Below are 16775 nucleotides of genomic sequence, written 5' to 3'. Positions count from 1 at the left end.
TCGGGAATTAATATCTTGTTAGGTTCGCATAAGATAGAGAAACCCAACCATCATGCACTCTCGCCCATCCGCCACTAATCTCGTAGATGTTCCATGTGTCGCCACTAGAGATAGTACGAATAATATCTCCGTCTGTCGAAGGTTTAGTACGGACGTTTAAGTTTGCAGTAGTTGTGATTTTTCCGATTGGATTACGTTTTCCTGCTAAGTCTTCAGGTGTTCCATTAGAAGAACCTCCTGCAGGTGTAAACTTAACATAAGCAGGTCCTGCTGATACCCATTGGTTTCCTCCAACGTTGTACATGCCGTTAGATAATCCCCAAGTCTGGTATGTTTCGCCTTTCTTCACAGTTTTAACAACTCTTGAATCAAAGCTAGCAGATTCACGAACGTTTAATTCTGCAACAAGAATCTCAACAACACCAATACCATCTGTAGAAGGTGGTGGAGTTACTGGCGGCGTTACAGTTGAACCATTAAGTTCAGCTTGTACTGCTGCTAAGAAACTATTCCAACGTCCTTCGTCTAAGATACGGTGCGGACAATTCTTAACTGCTCTAGAACTACCGTTTTTAACACCAATCTCTGTCCAACTCTTATGAGTACGAACACGATCAATTCCCCATCCGCGCTCTCTTAGTAACTGAGCAACGAATTTAATTGCTAAAGCTTCAGCTTTAGTGTATCTTGCACCACCAGATAATGAGTAACAGATTTCAACACCGATAGATTTTCGGTTTCCGTTACCACCACCATCACCACAATGCCAAGCATTACGATCAACCGGAATACCTTGAATAACTTCAATATCATCTACTGCGAAGTGGAATGATACCTCGTTATTGTTTCCGATCATGTAATTTACCTCGTTCTTAGCAGGAGCATCATTGTAAGTGTTATGCACTGTAATGTACTCTGCTTTCATAGAATAAGGACACTTGATTGGGTATTTGCTTGTAGCCACAAGATTTTGTTTAACTGAAATGGCCATAGTCGTACACCTCCGTATAGATTGGAATGCACGACTAAATTAACCACTTCCTAAATTTGGCTCAAGGTTAAACTTAAGCTACTTTATTGAACTCTCCTAAACGTAGAGAGATAACATATCCATGTTGCTCTTGTGTTGCTCCTTCAATGCCTAATAGAGTTGCTGAGTGTTGGTTGCCGTCCAACAATAGAGCTTCAGTCATAGGTACTTGCCCTTGTGCTACAACTGCTCCGTTCTTACCTACCATTGATACTAATTTGTTTGTTACAGGTCCGTTTCCTAATTGCAACTCACTCTTGAGGTCAATTCGTTTGCCGACGGATTGTGCCCAAGATTGCGGTGAATAGCCCGTCGCAAATCGAATAACTGTTTCAGTTTGAGTTAAATTACCTGCACCGTCTTGTAAATTGCCCATTACTTGAACGGTTTGTTTTTGCTCAGTTTGTGTATGGATGCCTGTTTCTTTAAGTGTTTGATTGATAACACCTGTAACTAATCCATTCGCCGCTTCTGTCAATTCTTGACGAGAAGTTGGTAATACTTGTGTTTGATTACGGATTTCTTGAACAGCTCCAGCCATATCTTTAGCTTGAGATTGAACTAGTTCTTGATATCCTTGTGTATAGTTAGTTCCTGCTGTAGGATTAATCAATTGTTTCGCTTCTGCAGGATTATATTCTTTATTCATTAACGCTTCTGCAGACACCGTTTCTTGCTGTGGTGCGTTTACTACTGGTGCATTTTCAACTACAGGAGCTACTTCTGTCTTAACAGCTGCAGCTGCATGTGCATTAGCTAACTCTTGTTGTCTTTCAGCATATACTTCTTCATTAATTGGTAAGAAACTTGTTACTTCACGAGCTTCCCCTTCTTTTTCATACGGGAATACCGTTACTTCTTCTAATCGGTCAAAGACTAAGAATAATGATTTACGTTGAGTTCCTTGATCCACTAATAAGTTAACGTCTGTAATACGAGCTAACCATTTAGAATTACGCATTGTTTCTTTTGTTAATGTATTAGATGCTGTCGCCATTTCAAATACATCGTACATTAATGAAACACGTTTCAATTGTTCTTCTGGACGAATGAATAATCCTAAGTGAACAACTTGTCCAACCATTGCTTTAGCAGCTTCTAAACTAAACATAGATTCTGCCATTGGATGTAATGGTAATGCAATTTCATTTGTTAAAGGGAAGTCAGATGGGACTTCTCCTTTAGCTACTACTTCTACTGGTGCTTGTTCAGATACTTGAGTTTCTGCTGCAGGTGTTTGATCAACTGGCGCCGGCTGCACAGTTGATTCAATAACACTAGCATCTAATTTAAATTGAACAAATGTTTTTCCATCTTGCTCTCTCATTGTGTAGTCAAGGATTTTAGCCATGTAGTTGTTTGGTTTAAGAGCTGTTTTCTCATCAACACCAACTACAACTGTACCGTTAGCATTTTGCGTTAATAATCGAGCGATTCCATCTACAGAAGTAATTCCGTAGTTTTGAGCCATAACAGCTTCTTTTTGATTTGCAAATGTAGCAACAAAGCTTGGGTGAATCATAAAGCTAGATACGATAAATGGTTTTTCTTCCACTTCTGCTTGTGTTGTTGGTTCTACTACTTGAACAGGTTTCTCTTCAGCCACAACTTCTTTAGTTTCAGCTTCTTTAACGTGTTCTGGAACTTCTCCTTTTTCTAAAAGGTTTGTAACGTTCTTTACAACCCAGTGATCCTTCTCTAATAATTGAAGGTTTTTATATGTAACATTTGTGTAACGAGCACGAGAACGCTTAGTTACTTCTCCAAATGAAACTACATCACAAGTAATGAATCCGTCACCCTTAAGATGTTTCTGTACATGCTCTGGGAATTGCTCTAACTTAATTGTCTTAGCAATAGCAACTACTTCATCATCTAAGCAAAGCATTAACATGAATGAACGCTTTTCACGGAAGATAACACCACCACGCTCAATGATTTGAGCCATATGTTCTTCTTCTTTAGCTGTAGAAATAAGACCAAACTCTTCTACATACTCTGTTGCATCTACTGGTGTTTCTACTACTTCTTCTGTTACAGGTTCAACTTTTACCGTTGGTTCTTCGATTGGTGTATCGATTGGAAGTTCTACTTGCTCAGGTTCTTCTAATCTTGCTTCAGCCTCGTCTTCCGTATTTTCAACAGTTTTAATTTCTTCAGTGTTCATATCTGCAGCTTCATATTTTACAGCTGCTTCTTGTTCTTCTTGTTGCTCTTGTTCATGTAAAAGATGTTCTGCTAATTTAGCATCCTCTTCTTTAGCTTCTTGCTCCACTTGTTGACTGTACAGAGCAGCTGCCGCGTTCTGATCTAGAACTACTTCTTTATCTGCTTCTAATACTGTTTCTTCTGTTACAGGCAGAACAACATCCTCTGTAACTGTTTCAACTGGTGCTACTGTTTTTTCTACATCTGGTACTACTACAGTGTTAGATGATAATGCACTTAAGTATTGTTCAATAACCGTTAACATGCGTTGCTTAACAGCATTATCCTCTTCGATGTTTACTCGTTTTAATAAGTGATCAAATTCTTTTACGTTCATTAGTATTCTCTCCTTTTCATATGAATCGATTTGTTTTTCAATTGAATTTACTAGTTTCATAATCTGCTTACTCCTCTCACGTTCTGATTGACTTAGATGAACGTAAGCAGTTGTTTCTAAAAATGCAATAACAGGGCAATAGTTTTTTCGGCAATAAATTAGACAAAAGAAAAAGCCCTTCGGCAAAAGGACTCTTTCGTTTAACTAATTTAAAAAGGGAAAGGGCGTTAGCCCTCCCTCTTAAGAATGGTTTCTTACTTTTCTTTTACAGGTAATACATACATCAGAATAATAATCTACTTTGTGCTTTTTTCTAAGCTTACAAATAACTGACGTTACCTTTTTACACATTTTTAGCACCTCCTTCCGTTGTTGGTCTAACTGGTAATAATGTAGCTCTTGATGAATGAGTAAGAGCGTTAAAGTTTGTATAGTGATGATATAATCTTCTTTCTGCAAAGATTTGATTTAGGTATCCCATTGTAATCAATGCAGCCATTTCATTTGATTGCATCCTTTGCGGCTGGGAAACAATATTTTGTCCGCAACTTTGTGAAGGTAAGAGACTTTCACTATCTTCTAATATGTCTGGATAAACTCCCGCAACCGGTGCAAGCATTGTGTTGTTATGATGTAATCCCACTACGCAATGACCTGCGTATCCGGAACGAATCTTTTCTTCATCTGTGCCTTCAAGTAATACACCATCAACTCCACAATCTATGTAGATGATGTTAGGATCTTTCATAAAGTATTCGTGCATAATTTTTCTCGAAGCATGATTATCAACTGCGCCAATTAATACACGGAACAAAACACGAGAAGAATCAAGAACGTATGTCTCCTGGTTAGATCGGAAACAATTCGATAATTCTTCAACTGACTCTACATATTCTTCACGATGATAGATAGGAAATTGATAAGACATTCCATATCTCTCTGCTAACACTTTCGCTTTATTCTTATCTAAATCTCTAGGTAAGAATGGTTGTCTTTGTAAGTTCTTTTCTTCAACTCTATCTAAATCAACTAATGTGTAATCAAAAGTTGTGTGGCTTGAATTCTTAGTTAAAGAGGATATTAACTTAGCTAATCGCTGCGTTATATATCCCCCATTTCCTCCACAACCAACTTGTACAATATCAAAATGCATTGTTCTACTTGGATAAAATTCTAGCGCTTTCATTTAATCACCCATTCTTTGCGCCTTTTACGATAGGCACAATTAGTTTTTTGTCTGCATCAACATCCATATGGCAACGTTCTTTAGAAAGCTCAGGATAGTCTAGTTCTAACCATTCACGAACTTGTTCTAAAGTCATATCGTTTTCTGGTGGATTGTATTGCTGTGCAGCATAGGCGATATTCCAAGTTGTATCTACTTTTATATTCTTTTTATCAGCTGGTTTAGTATTTTTCTTATCTTTTCCTTTTGCTTTACCTGCTGGTTTCTTTTCTTCCTTATTAGCTGGAACTACAGGTGGTTTCTCTTCTTCTTTCACTTGAACTACTACAGGTGCTTCAGTCTGTGCTACATTATCAAATGGACTACTACTAGGAGCATCGAATAAATTTGTACCTGCTGTCGTTTGAAATAAGCCATCAAATTTTTTTGATTCTGTTGGATCTAAGAAGTCGTTCTGTGATAAATCAATATTGAATAAGTCTTTTTTCTCTGTCATATAAATACCCTCTTCCTAGTGAATTAATATTGTCCGTTTATTTAACTGGGAAATACACATTAACAAACCTTTGAACTAAGTCCACTGATGTATAATCCTCTTCAATTAATTTGTCATAATTAAAATGAGGTTGTCCCTGCGTTTCACTAAAGATTTGTCGCAAAGGCCAACCCCATTTATTTTTAGTCTCTAAATTGTAGTAATGATCTGTAAACGCTGCAGAAAGCCAGTTGTGAATAAATGAAGACATCTGGGCTAAGTCCTGCATCTCTGTTAAAAAGAAGAAACACATTTCTCCATCTTTTTGTACGTGTGAGAAAGGAAAACGATATAACTTAGTTGTGTCACGAAATACTTTATCTCGGAATGCATAGCATCTCTTATTCTCAAGAACATATTTATCTCCATTCGGTCTAAATACAAAAACAAACAATAAGTTTGGGAATGGAATTTGCTTATACTTTGTTGAATGATATGTTAAGTTATGTTTGAATTCTTTCTTCTCCATAAATAAAACAATTTTTCCATCTGGTAAAGCCATATATTTAACAGTTCCAGGTGGTAATGCAGGTGTTTCAAAAACAGGTATATCTAACTTCTTAGTATTTGTTTTTGTTTCGTAGCAGTTCTTCTGTACAAATTCAAATAGTGTATTGTGGTCTATATGGAATGCGCGTTGTGTTCCATTTTTTTCGTATTCGACAAGTGGTAATTTTTCGTCTCCAATTGTAATTTTAATCATGTGGTAATTCTCTCCCTTCAACTAATGAAATAATAGAGTCGTTAACATCTCTAAGTTCTGTTAAAAATTCAATCGTTTCGTTTATATCAAGACCTCCATTGTCTTGCATGCCTATCATGAAAGTACCAGGCTGATTTGCAAAAGTAGAATGAACAGGATCATCACTAGATGCAATTTTAGAATCTGGTAGGTAAACAAACTCAATTAAATTTCCGCAACTTGTATTTGTAAGTATTTCAATATTCCTAGTGAATTCAATAAAAGCTGGTTGATCCGCATAAGGTAATAATGCAGGAACACGTATAGCCCCAACTATAAAATAGTTCCATCCGTCTGCATGGTCTTCCGAAACTTCATGAGGTACATCAATCCAATCAAAATCAAAATCGAACATGTAAGGTAATGCCTCTTGCAACTCGTGTATGTATAAATCGCATTCTTCTGAGGTGCATTGTTTCAAGAATTGAATTAATCCATCATCTGTAATGTCATATGCTTTAATTAAAGTTTGAACGAACAGATTTCGTTTAGCTTCTAATACAGGAAACTTTAACATGCGTTCACCTGCTTTCTTTTTTGTATTTCATCTACTAACTCTTTATAGAATTCATAGTATTCTTCAGCAAATTTTGAATAAGCTCCCATAAATCTAGGTCCGAATTCTTCAGTGGTATGGAATTCAAAATCGCACCAAATTATATACGTATAATCCATATGTTTTTCAAATTGTGTATACCTTGATGAATATCCCCCAAAAAACTGACTTGCAAAATACGTTTCGTAAAATTCTTTAAAACTCATACATACGTCACCTAGATTATGAAACATGTCATCTATTCGAACCTTTAATTCAGCTTCCTCAGCTTCTGTAAATAAATGAAGGTGATCTAACAGTAAACCAAAATGAAAAATACCCGCCACCTCAATTGGACAATGATCTTGAACATTTGATTGAATGTTTCCGATACAACGGCCAAAATCTTCATTAGGATAATCTAAACATGTTGAGCTCGCTAGATTTTCTAATACTTCTGGTATGTAATTACAAAAAGACATCTGCTCACCCAAGCTAATATAAGTGGGTTCTACAATGTCTTTTGGGTATTCAACAAATTTATTTATATGTGTTTGAGTTTTAACATAGGAATAATAACGAAGTGTATCTCTGTAATATCCTGCTTCAAGATGATTAATCATATAAAATCACAATCCTCAGGTAAGTGCTCTTTTAATTTCGAAGCTTGTTCCTCCACCCCTAAACTTCTACCAAATTCATAATAATAATCACGACCATTAGTAATTGTTGGTTCTTGAACGAGTTCTTCAAGATCATGAGAAATGTGTTCACAAGCCATCTCTAATACTTCATGAGATGTATTGTCTATCATTTCTTGTGGAAGTTCACCTTCTGTAAATAAAATCTTATATATAGAAGAAATTTCATCATATTGCTGTAGCCAATCCGTAGGAGTAGCTTTATCCTGATTACTTTCAAACGTTTCGATAAGGGCATTTACATTAATCTTATCTGACGGAATCCTAGTTACAATAACATTGCTTAACTGATTTATACCATGTAGAGTCGGTTTCATAATCTCACTCCTTTTATTCGTAAAACAAAAGAGAAGAAGGTAGCTCCCCCTCTTCTCTTCGCCTACATTATTATATGAATTGAATTCCAACCGGCTTCTTCTTTATTGAGCATCCTTGAAGAAGTGCAATACTTCATCTAAGAAAAAGATAGGTGTTCTGCCATTGTTTACAAATTGCAAAGGCTTTGGAAAATTCGGTTCTCTTCGATGGAGATTCCAAATTTCATGTCTTTCTTTTTCTGTAATACTTACAATATCGGGAATACTTACTAGTTTAGGGAATTCTTTTTTATCCATTATAGTTTGTAGTACACTCCTTTAACTTCTTGTTTCTTACATGCATTCTTTGTATCGAAAATAACACGAGAATGAGAAGCAACCAGTTGGAAATCAAAAGCTGAGTGATCTGTTAGAATAAATACAAGATCGAAGTCTTGTAATTTCTCGTATTCAAGATTATTAATCTCATACGTTTTTGACTTCGTTTCGATTTTAGGAACATTCGGGTCAAACAAGGTTACATCTGCTCCATATTGTTCAAGAACAGGTAGGAGTTTATATATAGAAGATTCTCGCATGTCATCTACATCTTTTTTATATGTTACTCCAAGAATAGCAATCTTAGCATCCTTGATTGATTGACCAGATTGATTCAAAATCTTAATCATCTTATTAACAGTGTGTTCCTTCATTTTGCTATCTAGTTCACCAGCAATGTCTATGAGCTTTGTTGTGTAATCGAATTGCTTCGCTTTATATGAAAGATAGTATGGATCAACTGGTATACAGTGACCACCTACACCTGCTGAAGGATAAAATGGCATAAACCCAAATGGTTTTGTACTTGATGCATCGATAACTTCCCAAGCATCAATACTCATCTTATCAGAGATTAAAGCAAGTTCATTAGCTAAAGCAATATTCACGTAGCGGAATGTATTCTCATAAACCTTAGCCATTTCTGCTACTTTCGTTGAAGAAACAACTGTTGTGTTATGTCCTAAAAATTGTTTTGCGATATGAGTGCAAGAATCAGTATGTCCGCCAACGATGCGCGGTGTATTATCAACATTAAATACGCCATTTGAAGGGTCGATTCTTTCTGGAGAATACGCTACGAAAACATCTTTACCAACCTCAAACCCCTTCTCGATTAAAGGCTGAACAATGTACTCTTCCGTAGTACCAGGGTATGTTGTGCTTTCTAACATAATTAGTGTACCTGGTTTAATATTTTCCAAAATGAAATCCATAGAAGATTCCACGTACTTTAAGTCTGGTTGTTTGAATTCATCAATCGGAGTAGGAACACAAATAGTAATAACATCTGCATGAGAAAATGCAATTTCACTATTTGTAGTTGCAATGATTGAACCATTTAAAACATAAGGTGCTAACTCATCAGTTGGTACATCTCCAATGTAACTAATACCTCTGTTTATTTGTTCTACTTTTTTTGCGTCTACATCAAAACCAATTACCTTAAAACCTGATTTTGCTTTTGATAAAACATTTGGTAGACCTACATAACCAAGTCCTACTACAGTTGTAATCGCCTGTTTAGTGGATACTCTTTCTAATAATTTAGTATATTCTGAATTTAAAATAGTTGCTGACGTATCCAATGCTGGAATAGACATACTATTGTTCCTCCTTTATTATCTAGTTCCCCAGCCACTTTTCTTAAGTGTTAATAAAGCATAAATTCTAACAGGGAAAAGAATTAACATATGAATTAATGATAAAAATGGTGTAATTAAAAATACTAATGGATTTCTAAATATGTAATACGCACCGCTTAGCATAGCAGCGAGAATTAAATATGCCGCCGAATACAGTAACACTAGCCAAATCGGTAAAGTTGTTCCATTAAACAATTCGTATATTTTAGTACCCGCGAAAATGATCCACATGAAACCTTCTCCGAGTGTCCAAAATAGCATAGCTGGTCTTTTCCAAGCGAACTTTAATGTGTAGATAGTATAAACATAGAATGATTTATTCCATCTCACTTGTTGCTTAAAGAAATTCTTTGCTCTTTCAGGAACATCTGTTACGCAAAGTGCTGTACTTTGATACTTAGTTTTATATCCATCTTGTAAAGCAAACATTGTTAAGCAGCGATCATCCCCTGCTTCATTTTCAACTCCTAGTAATTTAGCACTAGTAAAGAAATCTAAGTTATCCATAATAATTTTCTTACGATGAACACTTAAAGCACCTGAACAAACAAGTACAGTACCTGTTACAGATTGTGCTGCACGACCAATACGGAAAGCGCTAGTGTATAACACATCCTGTAGTCTAGTCATGATAGAGTTCTTTTGGTTTCTTGGTAGGATATGTCCTACAACAGAAGAAACTTTAGGATCACGTAAAGGTTTTAACAGTTCTCTTAATGCATCAGAATAAATATAACCATCTGAATCCACAATAAAGATAATGTCGCCTGTAGATTTTTTGAATCCCCAAGTTTGTGCTGCACGCTTTCCTTGGTTCTTCTCAAATTTGTGTGCAATTATTTTAGGTAAGTGTCTAGTATTTGATGCTTGAGCACCATTCTCTAATGTTGCTGCTACTTCAGCATAAGAATTAAACTCTTCACTAATTCTAAGTACTTCTTGATATCCTGAATCGTCTTCACTTCCATCATCAATAAAAATAATTTCGTGTATTGGGTAATCTTGATTTATAAGACAATCAATACTCTTTTTTACTGATTCTACTCCTTCATTAAAATTAGGTATAATTACAGAAACCTTATAATCTTCCAGTGGTTCTTGTTTCACTGGTTTGTAGAAGAAAGATAAAACAACTCGGAATAACAAATACAATAAAGATATTGACGATAACAAGCTGACGTAATAACTAGTACCCTTTAAAAGTGTTTGGTCTACTACCATAGTCATTCCATATACAGCAATTAAGAATATGGCAATAACGATAACTCTACCAAAGAAGCTTTCCCTGAGTTTTGCTTGCTTTGCACCTAATAAGACTTCATTTTCTTTTCTGAACTGTTGATTCTCTGTGTGATGTTTTTCTAGTCCTAGAGACATTTGTTCCTCCTTTTTTGACACGCTTGTGTCATTTTTGTTGAAGAGATGATATAATTTCTTAGATACCAAACACTTGTACAGGTGTGATACGTGTCAGTCACGTACAGTTCTAATTCATGATACGTCCGTGTCACGTACAAGTCAAGTACAATAATGTAATATTATGTAGAATTTTACCGGGAGGTTCTCCATGAACGATAGTGGAAGCACAAGAAAAGACGTTAGGGTTCCCAACGAATTAATAGCAGAAGTCGAAGAATATCAAAAGAAAAATAATATTAGATATTGGACTGTCGCTATGCTGTTATTAGTTAGAAAAGGTTTAGATGCAGAAAAAAAGGAGAGTGAATAATCGCTCTCTCTTTTTTTGTTTAAGCAATCTAATGTCTTTCTACATAAATCAATTTTCTAGCAAAATGCAGTAATTCGATTTCAATATTTTGAGGTCGAACACCCTGATCTAGTAGTTGATTTATATGGGTTTCCATCTGTTTTTTCAATGATTCCATAATCTCTTCTGCGTTCATGATCATTCCTCCTAATTAGAGTTCACATCATATTAAGTGTTTGATAGGAAATTATTCAATTTTATACTTACAAAAAAAGATTCAACTTATTGAAGCTCATTTTCTAAGTACAAAATAACAGAAGACTCAAGGAGCCTTCTCAATGTTCAAGGTTGATAATACCTACATAAGATCTATCTGCTATAGTTGGTATTACTTTGAGACCCTGAAAGGTTTCTTCGATTCCGTTGTATTGGAAATCGTTATATCTTCTTACGTGATAATGATCGTCGCGATTAAGAAATATGGCATTCGGATGCATCCTGTGATTACGAACAAAATCATGGTGTAGTCCCACGAGCCTATTCATAGTATCCCTGCTGCGCTCATTTTCTCTTTCTATAGCCATATACTCCACTATATTGTCTGATTCTCTCATGTACGGAGAACGCAAACTATGATTCACATATGTTGTTTCAAACGGTAGATATGGTTCACTCATATACTCCATCTCAAAATATCTCGGTTCTGTATTTACATAAGGTCTCGGACGAGTAATTTTTAACTCACTAAGTGAAACCATTCTAAATCACCCTTTATTCAAAATGAGAAGGGGCGTTAGCCCCCACCATTATTTTGAGAAGAACAATATAAATCTAGTTGAAGATAAATCACATATATATGTTCTTCTATACTCTACTCACTCTTTATTGCTTGATTTCAACTCTGTTGTAAAATAAGCAGTTATCTATATAAATTCAAGGGTAATTTCTGGAATTAATAAATATATTTTCTAAAAGTGAACACAAACAAAAAAGCGACCTAATAAAAGATCGCTTGATAATTCATTTACTCGTAGACTTATCTATGTTAAAGAAATCACCCTTGAAGTGTTTTAAAGTAGATTCCCCTAGAATGTAGTGAAATCTAATCTATACCCACCCAACCTCCAAAATGTTACTAAAATAATGATTCAAAATCCCCCTATTACCCCTCAATAGTGAGGGGAGAACTTGTCCATTATTTTTAGATAGCTTTTCTTAATTCATGCTTGTATGAACCTTCATACTTATCCCCTGAAAAATCTACAACAGTTAGTGTATGAATGTGAGGACAGTCCTCTTTTAACAGTTCATAAATTTCCTCAATAGACGAATAAAAAGGCTGATCCTTTCTTGAACGATAACTGTTCAAATGGACTTCGCCTTTTCCGTCACCTATATTTATAAATTCAAAGAATATACGCTTAACATTTTTTTCAGGGTCTTTGTATTTGAAACGATAATCTCCGTCTACAACATATGTTTCGATTCCTTCTTTATCTAATCGACGAATATTCTCTTCCATACTAAGGCCCATCCAACTAGCTATCATTCTTCCGTATATATAAAAATCAGCTTCACAATTTATAGACATTTTTACCGCTTCTAATAAATCGTCAGTCGGTAAATCAGTAGGTTTTGAAGCATATTCCCGCCACATTCTATACATCTAAAAACCCCCACTTAATTATTTTTCTATATTTAATATATCTATTTCTTTTTACGTGGTAATCCATATTTCGTACTTTGGCTTAGGCAACCTTTTGCAATTTTCTTTGCTTCAGCTGAAGATATTTTAACTTTTACGCCCATCGTTACCGCCTCCTTAATTCCTCAGTATGCCCATTTGCAGAAAAATTATACATGCTGTACTACTTCCCCATCCCCCAACATATGATTTTTATATCTAGTACAAAAAGAATGTGTCCCAAACTTAAAATACGATTTTAGGAGTGAAATAGGATGAGTAAAGTAAAAGAGAGGAAGATAAGAAGTGACAAACGTAAGGACGTGAAGCCGACTGTTGAACTCAGTTTGTATGACTGCGTTTCTCGAATCTCCTACATTACCAACACACCAATGAAAGATGTCGGTGAAATATTTTGTACGCATGGTTTGTATTCTAAAAAAGTAATTGATTACTTGTCCAAAAGGTTCAGAAGAAGTTACAAATTTAAAGATACTCTATATATGGGTAATAGAGAATTAATGTCTGAACGAGTTAGAAAACATTCGAAATCAACAACAAGAATTACAATGCGTTTTAGACAAGAAACGTATGATCATCTAGCTGATTTAGCATATGCATTAGATACAACAGTTTCGACAGCTACAGCTATCTTGCTCGATGCTGCTGTTAGAAATACGGATATCGTAAACGAATACGTAACTAGGTTTGTTGAAGAAACCTTAGATGACAACAGAAAAGACCAGCTTAAGAAAGTTCTTACTTACATAAGAAAAGAAAATCCTTATGAAACAAACGAAATTACATTAGCTCAGCTAATTAGCTACATCCTAGATGGTTTTAAAGGACATTCAAAACACATCAAACAGACAATAGAAAGCTGGTTAGACAATGTAACTGAGAGGGACTAAGCTCCCTCTTTTTCTTCGTTTCTTCCCCAATAAGCATCGGGGCCCTGTAGCAATCTTTCCATTAATTGTTCAAACTCGCCCTGATTAATAAACCCTCTGAAGGTAATAGATTCGAAATTTTCGATACTACCGTCCTCATGTTTATAGCATGTCCACCATTCGTCTCCGCCATTCACCTGATTTACAAATAATAATCGACCATATGCAAAAGCTGAACGAATAGACCAGTTTCCCTGTTTCATCTTCTGCTCTAATTCTTGAAGACTTGAACAAGTATAAAGACCGTAATCATAGTCAAGTTCCATCATTGGGTCGTCTTCAAAATCACAACCACCAATCTTCAACCAACTATTCTCCTGGCATTTTGTCTTTACTTCTTCTACTGTAAACATAGCTTCGCTCATATTATTTCCCTCCAACTATTCTTCTAAGAGACATATCTATTTTAAATTGCAAACGTCTTTGTTCTTCTTCTTTCTTATACTTCGTCATGATCTCATGGGCTTTCTTCCAAGAGTATACATACGCGGGATCTCCACCATATGCTCGACTAATCACACCTGTACTGTCTTTATAAAGATGGGTTTTATTAAACCAAGGTAAGAATTCTTGAATAGTTGTCCCTCTTCTACAAACTCGTAATCGCTTAGGTGTAATAGCCCAATATGTTTTATAGATATAAGGACGTAAAGACCTTTTTAATAAGTGAAAAGCGTAACGAGGTTTTGTTAAGTTTTCGAAGATAATAATTGCCTTCTGAACTTTATCTTTTTCTTTACCAAGTGTTTTTAAATCTACTCGAAACTTTTCTTCTTTGGTTAACAACAGTCGCCGCCATCCTAAGTTTTGTAATTCGTTCATTTTATGATTCTCTCCCTTCTACAAATAAAATAAGAGCAGGCATAGCCCACTCATTAACTAAGTACATAATCATTGTTCACTACAAGAAAGGTGCGGTATGGAGGTAGATCGTCGTAGTTAACCGCACCCTTCTCATGAGACAAACATTAACAGTTTGAAGGACGCCAACCCTTCTTGTAGTGAACAATGTAGAGAAAGCAGGCTATTAGCCTACTCTCCAATTAAATGAATACGTAATTGAGTAATAACCTCACCCAACCAATTTGTTCCTTGCCATGTGCTTTTATCTTGAGCACGAGGATCTGTCTCTAATAATCCAATTCCCCAAATCTTATCGTATGGACTTGCTTCAACAAGTTCTGTCCCTTTTGTTGATTTCAATACTTCAAGAAGCTCAGTATTTTGTGTGAACTTCAGGTAGTTAGCACGATAAACAATTTCTTTGCAGTTATCATTCCATAACTCTGCATTAAATGGTGTTACCTTGCGACCTAATGCTTTATGTTCTCTTGGGTTAAAACCAGCATCCATAATTAATTGTGCAGTTTTAATATCACCCATTAACATAGCTTTGTGATACATCATATATTGCTCGGCGCACGTAAAAACTTGTCCGTTTTCCATAAACATAGATTGATGCCATTGAGAAAATGGTCCATTCCAAAAGAACGTAAATTTTTCTGTCATTATAACTCTCTCCCTTTGATTAAGTAAGAGCAGGCTTTCACCTGCTCAATTACTATTGGTCTTCTTTTTTCTTTGTAAAGATATAGTAGCCATTGATGCTATTATGAGTGCTCTCATCGTTATTCGTAGAGACACTAACAACTTCTAAATTAGGATTGTCTGATAGAAATTTGTCATATCTCGGAGGAAGATCAGCTTCATCATATTCATGTGGAATGTAATAAAGCTTGTCTTTTATTAGCACCTTGTATTCAATGCTAACCATCTGGCCGTCTTGTTCCTTCATGTACGGGTCATCATTACACCCAGCTAAAATACCTGTTGCTAATCCTACAATTAATACGGTTTTGATTAATTTCTTCATGCTGCAGCACCTCTATTTAAGTAAACGAATTGTTCAACATATTCACGGTCTTTAGAAAACATAGGAGTCTCATGATCTACTGACCATCGACTTCTTAAAGCACCATTCTTTTGGTAGGATTCTTTAATGATACATACACCACGTTTTTGCCATACAGGTAGGTCATTCCAGTTGATGTTTTTCTCAGTCATTAACTTATCCTGCATATCCTTACCATTAAGCCCCTGTAATGCTTTATGTGGGAAGTTAGCTTGAGCAACCATTGAAATACTATTTTTTGTGGCATCTTGTTGCCTCCAAAGGAAATAGTTTGCAACCTCATCTTGTGGCAGTACCCATGCTCGACCATCAAATGTAGCAAGGGGTTTGTCCGGATATTTCTCTCTCATAACTTCATTGAATTTTGCAGTTGCCATAGAAGCTGAAACAGAAGCTATCTTTTGAAGATTATTTTCAAACCAAGACTGAGTTGAAATCTTGTCATAGTTTGTAATAAGAATACTAATCTCATCCGATTGATGATAAACCAACTTTGCACCCATAATGTTTTGAGCTAAATACTTACATGTTTCCCAGAATGCTTCTGCTAGATCTTGGTCAAAAGGCTTAGTGCAACCTTTTGTATATGTATGAAAGTGTGCTCCGTCAATCCTTACAATTACGGGCATTCTTTCAGGTAGCTTAATACGATATGCATTCTCGTATTTCTTCATACGATCCCCAAACTTGTCCATTGATTACCCTCTCCATTCAATTCTTTTAAAACGATTAACTTTTTCATAAGCTTCCTTCATGAAGTCGTAATAGTCTTCACCATCTGCTTCTTCGAATTCTTGCATGTCCCAGGCTAATAAAGCTTGAGATATAATTAATTGCATATATTTAATTGTTATAGATGGATTGTCATTATTTTTGCAGACCTCCATTGCATTTTGTGTTTCATTCAAAATTACATTTAGTAACATTTCAAGGTCGCCTTTATTAATACAATCAACTACCTGTGTTTGTTCTGATTCCATTATGAGACTCCTCCTTGTATCGTTGCATTCGAATACCATTTTCTATACCGCTTAAACAAACAAAGATGTCAAAGATTTCACCGCTATAAACATGCTCTTCTATGACATGATCAGCATCCAAATCCCTCTCCCATTTAAGAGCCCAATATGGTTCGTCGTTCTCTAGCTCTTTGTTGAGAATTAGAGATTGACCGGAACCAGACAGATACTTGTTTATTTCACGGATTTTAAATTCTACTAAATCCTTGTGACTTCTTGCTCTAGCCAT

The 16775-nt window shown here is 35.6% G+C and carries 21 protein-coding genes; 2 read left to right on the top strand and 19 right to left on the bottom strand.

The annotated features are described in order from the left end of the window. Positions 1-7 precede the first annotated feature (7 nt). The 10 genes from F3I02_RS00220 to F3I02_RS00175 form a co-directional block, all read right to left on the bottom strand. Complete coding sequence (locus F3I02_RS00220; protein WP_196477280.1) at positions 8-991, bottom strand: N-acetylmuramoyl-L-alanine amidase; 984 nt, start codon at positions 989-991, stop codon at positions 8-10. A 73-nt stretch (positions 992-1064) separates the two neighbouring features. After that, a complete protein-coding gene (locus F3I02_RS00215; protein ID WP_196477279.1) occupies positions 1065-3635 on the bottom strand; it encodes a hypothetical protein in 2571 nt (856 codons plus the stop codon). Positions 3636-3918: 283 nt separating this feature from the next. Continuing rightward, positions 3919-4761 (bottom strand): ThiF family adenylyltransferase, encoded by an 843-nt coding sequence (locus tag F3I02_RS00210; protein ID WP_196477278.1) that lies wholly within the window; start codon positions 4759-4761, stop codon positions 3919-3921. A 4-nt stretch (positions 4762-4765) separates the two neighbouring features. Next, the gene (locus F3I02_RS00205) at positions 4766-5257 is read right to left on the bottom strand and encodes a hypothetical protein (protein ID WP_196477277.1); all 492 of its coding nucleotides are present in this window, start codon (positions 5255-5257) and stop codon (positions 4766-4768) included. A 37-nt stretch (positions 5258-5294) separates the two neighbouring features. After that, positions 5295-5999 carry a hypothetical protein gene (locus tag F3I02_RS00200; RefSeq protein WP_196477276.1) on the bottom strand — a complete coding sequence of 235 codons (705 nt, stop codon included), beginning with the start codon at positions 5997-5999 and terminating at the stop codon, positions 5295-5297. Continuing rightward, complete coding sequence (locus F3I02_RS00195; protein WP_196477275.1) at positions 5992-6555, bottom strand: hypothetical protein; 564 nt, start codon at positions 6553-6555, stop codon at positions 5992-5994. Before F3I02_RS00195 ends, F3I02_RS00200 begins: the two co-directional genes overlap by 8 nt. After that, positions 6549-7196: a hypothetical protein gene (locus tag F3I02_RS00190; RefSeq protein ID WP_196477274.1), complete on the bottom strand. Its 648-nt coding sequence runs from the start codon at positions 7194-7196 to the stop codon at positions 6549-6551. The genes F3I02_RS00195 and F3I02_RS00190 overlap by 7 nt, the downstream gene beginning before the upstream one ends. Next, the gene (locus F3I02_RS00185; protein ID WP_196477273.1) at positions 7193-7591 is read right to left on the bottom strand and encodes a hypothetical protein; all 399 of its coding nucleotides are present in this window, start codon (positions 7589-7591) and stop codon (positions 7193-7195) included. The genes F3I02_RS00190 and F3I02_RS00185 overlap by 4 nt, the downstream gene beginning before the upstream one ends. Before the next feature lie 296 nt (positions 7592-7887). Next, the gene (locus F3I02_RS00180; RefSeq protein WP_196477272.1) at positions 7888-9231 is read right to left on the bottom strand and encodes a nucleotide sugar dehydrogenase; all 1344 of its coding nucleotides are present in this window, start codon (positions 9229-9231) and stop codon (positions 7888-7890) included. Between the two features lie 18 nt (positions 9232-9249). Beyond that, on the bottom strand, positions 9250-10650 hold the full coding sequence (locus F3I02_RS00175) for a glycosyltransferase (protein ID WP_196477271.1): 1401 nt from the start codon (positions 10648-10650) through the stop codon (positions 9250-9252). Positions 10651-10840: 190 nt separating this feature from the next. Between F3I02_RS00175 and F3I02_RS00170 the strand changes: the two genes are divergently transcribed. Continuing rightward, complete coding sequence (locus tag F3I02_RS00170) at positions 10841-11002, top strand: hypothetical protein (RefSeq protein WP_196477270.1); 162 nt, start codon at positions 10841-10843, stop codon at positions 11000-11002. A 28-nt stretch (positions 11003-11030) separates the two neighbouring features. Here F3I02_RS00170 and F3I02_RS00165 read toward each other — a convergent pair whose 3' ends face one another. Beyond that, positions 11031-11177, bottom strand: coding sequence for a hypothetical protein (locus F3I02_RS00165; RefSeq protein WP_196477269.1), 147 nt, complete (start codon positions 11175-11177; stop codon positions 11031-11033). Positions 11178-12182: 1005 nt separating this feature from the next. After that, positions 12183-12647 carry a hypothetical protein gene (locus F3I02_RS00160; RefSeq protein ID WP_196477268.1) on the bottom strand — a complete coding sequence of 155 codons (465 nt, stop codon included), beginning with the start codon at positions 12645-12647 and terminating at the stop codon, positions 12183-12185. Between the two features lie 293 nt (positions 12648-12940). On the opposite strand from F3I02_RS00160, the gene F3I02_RS00155 reads away from it, so the two are divergent. Then, positions 12941-13576, top strand: coding sequence for a hypothetical protein (locus F3I02_RS00155; protein WP_196477267.1), 636 nt, complete (start codon positions 12941-12943; stop codon positions 13574-13576). On the opposite strand, the gene F3I02_RS00150 is transcribed toward F3I02_RS00155, so the two are convergent. The 7 genes from F3I02_RS00150 to F3I02_RS00120 form a co-directional block, all read right to left on the bottom strand. Then, positions 13573-13980 (bottom strand): hypothetical protein, encoded by a 408-nt coding sequence (locus F3I02_RS00150; protein ID WP_196477266.1) that lies wholly within the window; start codon positions 13978-13980, stop codon positions 13573-13575. The genes F3I02_RS00155 and F3I02_RS00150 overlap by 4 nt on opposite strands. A gap of 1 nt (position 13981) precedes the next feature. Further along, a complete protein-coding gene (locus tag F3I02_RS00145; protein ID WP_196477265.1) occupies positions 13982-14437 on the bottom strand; it encodes a hypothetical protein in 456 nt (151 codons plus the stop codon). Between the two features lie 210 nt (positions 14438-14647). Further along, positions 14648-15124 (bottom strand): riboflavin biosynthesis intermediates N-glycosidase, encoded by a 477-nt coding sequence (locus tag F3I02_RS00140; RefSeq protein ID WP_196477264.1) that lies wholly within the window; start codon positions 15122-15124, stop codon positions 14648-14650. A gap of 52 nt (positions 15125-15176) precedes the next feature. Beyond that, positions 15177-15488, bottom strand: a complete 312-nt coding sequence (locus tag F3I02_RS00135; protein ID WP_196477263.1) for a hypothetical protein — start codon at positions 15486-15488, stop codon at positions 15177-15179. Beyond that, positions 15485-16222 carry a tRNA(His) guanylyltransferase Thg1 family protein gene (locus tag F3I02_RS00130; RefSeq protein ID WP_196477262.1) on the bottom strand — a complete coding sequence of 246 codons (738 nt, stop codon included), beginning with the start codon at positions 16220-16222 and terminating at the stop codon, positions 15485-15487. Before F3I02_RS00130 ends, F3I02_RS00135 begins: the two co-directional genes overlap by 4 nt. A gap of 3 nt (positions 16223-16225) precedes the next feature. Continuing rightward, the gene (locus F3I02_RS00125; protein ID WP_098265071.1) at positions 16226-16507 is read right to left on the bottom strand and encodes a hypothetical protein; all 282 of its coding nucleotides are present in this window, start codon (positions 16505-16507) and stop codon (positions 16226-16228) included. Beyond that, the gene (locus tag F3I02_RS00120) at positions 16479-16775 is read right to left on the bottom strand and encodes a hypothetical protein (RefSeq protein WP_196477261.1); all 297 of its coding nucleotides are present in this window, start codon (positions 16773-16775) and stop codon (positions 16479-16481) included. Before F3I02_RS00120 ends, F3I02_RS00125 begins: the two co-directional genes overlap by 29 nt.

The sequence above is a fragment of the Bacillus sp. SRB3LM genome (assembly GCF_015712745.1).
GTDB lineage: Bacteria > Bacillota > Bacilli > Bacillales > Bacillaceae_G > Bacillus_A > Bacillus_A thuringiensis_K.
Note: the sequence above shows the minus strand (reverse complement) of the source record. Positions and strands in the feature narration are given on the sequence as shown.

What these genes read in the sequence shown, in the direction of transcription:
- F3I02_RS00145 (WP_196477265.1), bottom strand. Translation starts at nt 14,437, where the DNA reads ATGAACGAATTACAAAACTTAGGATGGCGGCGACTGTTGTTAACCAAA.
- F3I02_RS00205 (WP_196477277.1), bottom strand. Translation starts at nt 5,257, where the DNA reads ATGACAGAGAAAAAAGACTTATTCAATATTGATTTATCACAGAACGAC.
- F3I02_RS00140 (WP_196477264.1), bottom strand. Translation starts at nt 15,124, where the DNA reads ATGACAGAAAAATTTACGTTCTTTTGGAATGGACCATTTTCTCAATGG.
- F3I02_RS00160 (WP_196477268.1), bottom strand. Translation starts at nt 12,647, where the DNA reads ATGTATAGAATGTGGCGGGAATATGCTTCAAAACCTACTGATTTACCG.
- F3I02_RS00170 (WP_196477270.1), top strand. Translation starts at nt 10,841, where the DNA reads ATGAACGATAGTGGAAGCACAAGAAAAGACGTTAGGGTTCCCAACGAA.
- F3I02_RS00220 (WP_196477280.1), bottom strand. Translation starts at nt 991, where the DNA reads ATGGCCATTTCAGTTAAACAAAATCTTGTGGCTACAAGCAAATACCCA.
- F3I02_RS00210 (WP_196477278.1), bottom strand. Translation starts at nt 4,761, where the DNA reads ATGAAAGCGCTAGAATTTTATCCAAGTAGAACAATGCATTTTGATATT.
- F3I02_RS00190 (WP_196477274.1), bottom strand. Translation starts at nt 7,196, where the DNA reads ATGATTAATCATCTTGAAGCAGGATATTACAGAGATACACTTCGTTAT.
- F3I02_RS00130 (WP_196477262.1), bottom strand. Translation starts at nt 16,222, where the DNA reads ATGGACAAGTTTGGGGATCGTATGAAGAAATACGAGAATGCATATCGT.
- F3I02_RS00120 (WP_196477261.1), bottom strand. Translation starts at nt 16,775, where the DNA reads ATGGCTAGAGCAAGAAGTCACAAGGATTTAGTAGAATTTAAAATCCGT.
- F3I02_RS00195 (WP_196477275.1), bottom strand. Translation starts at nt 6,555, where the DNA reads ATGTTAAAGTTTCCTGTATTAGAAGCTAAACGAAATCTGTTCGTTCAA.
- F3I02_RS00165 (WP_196477269.1), bottom strand. Translation starts at nt 11,177, where the DNA reads ATGAACGCAGAAGAGATTATGGAATCATTGAAAAAACAGATGGAAACC.
- F3I02_RS00180 (WP_196477272.1), bottom strand. Translation starts at nt 9,231, where the DNA reads ATGTCTATTCCAGCATTGGATACGTCAGCAACTATTTTAAATTCAGAA.
- F3I02_RS00215 (WP_196477279.1), bottom strand. Translation starts at nt 3,635, where the DNA reads ATGAAACTAGTAAATTCAATTGAAAAACAAATCGATTCATATGAAAAG.
- F3I02_RS00155 (WP_196477267.1), top strand. Translation starts at nt 12,941, where the DNA reads ATGAGTAAAGTAAAAGAGAGGAAGATAAGAAGTGACAAACGTAAGGAC.
- F3I02_RS00175 (WP_196477271.1), bottom strand. Translation starts at nt 10,650, where the DNA reads ATGTCTCTAGGACTAGAAAAACATCACACAGAGAATCAACAGTTCAGA.
- F3I02_RS00185 (WP_196477273.1), bottom strand. Translation starts at nt 7,591, where the DNA reads ATGAAACCGACTCTACATGGTATAAATCAGTTAAGCAATGTTATTGTA.
- F3I02_RS00200 (WP_196477276.1), bottom strand. Translation starts at nt 5,999, where the DNA reads ATGATTAAAATTACAATTGGAGACGAAAAATTACCACTTGTCGAATAC.
- F3I02_RS00150 (WP_196477266.1), bottom strand. Translation starts at nt 13,980, where the DNA reads ATGAGCGAAGCTATGTTTACAGTAGAAGAAGTAAAGACAAAATGCCAG.
- F3I02_RS00125 (WP_098265071.1), bottom strand. Translation starts at nt 16,507, where the DNA reads ATGGAATCAGAACAAACACAGGTAGTTGATTGTATTAATAAAGGCGAC.
- F3I02_RS00135 (WP_196477263.1), bottom strand. Translation starts at nt 15,488, where the DNA reads ATGAAGAAATTAATCAAAACCGTATTAATTGTAGGATTAGCAACAGGT.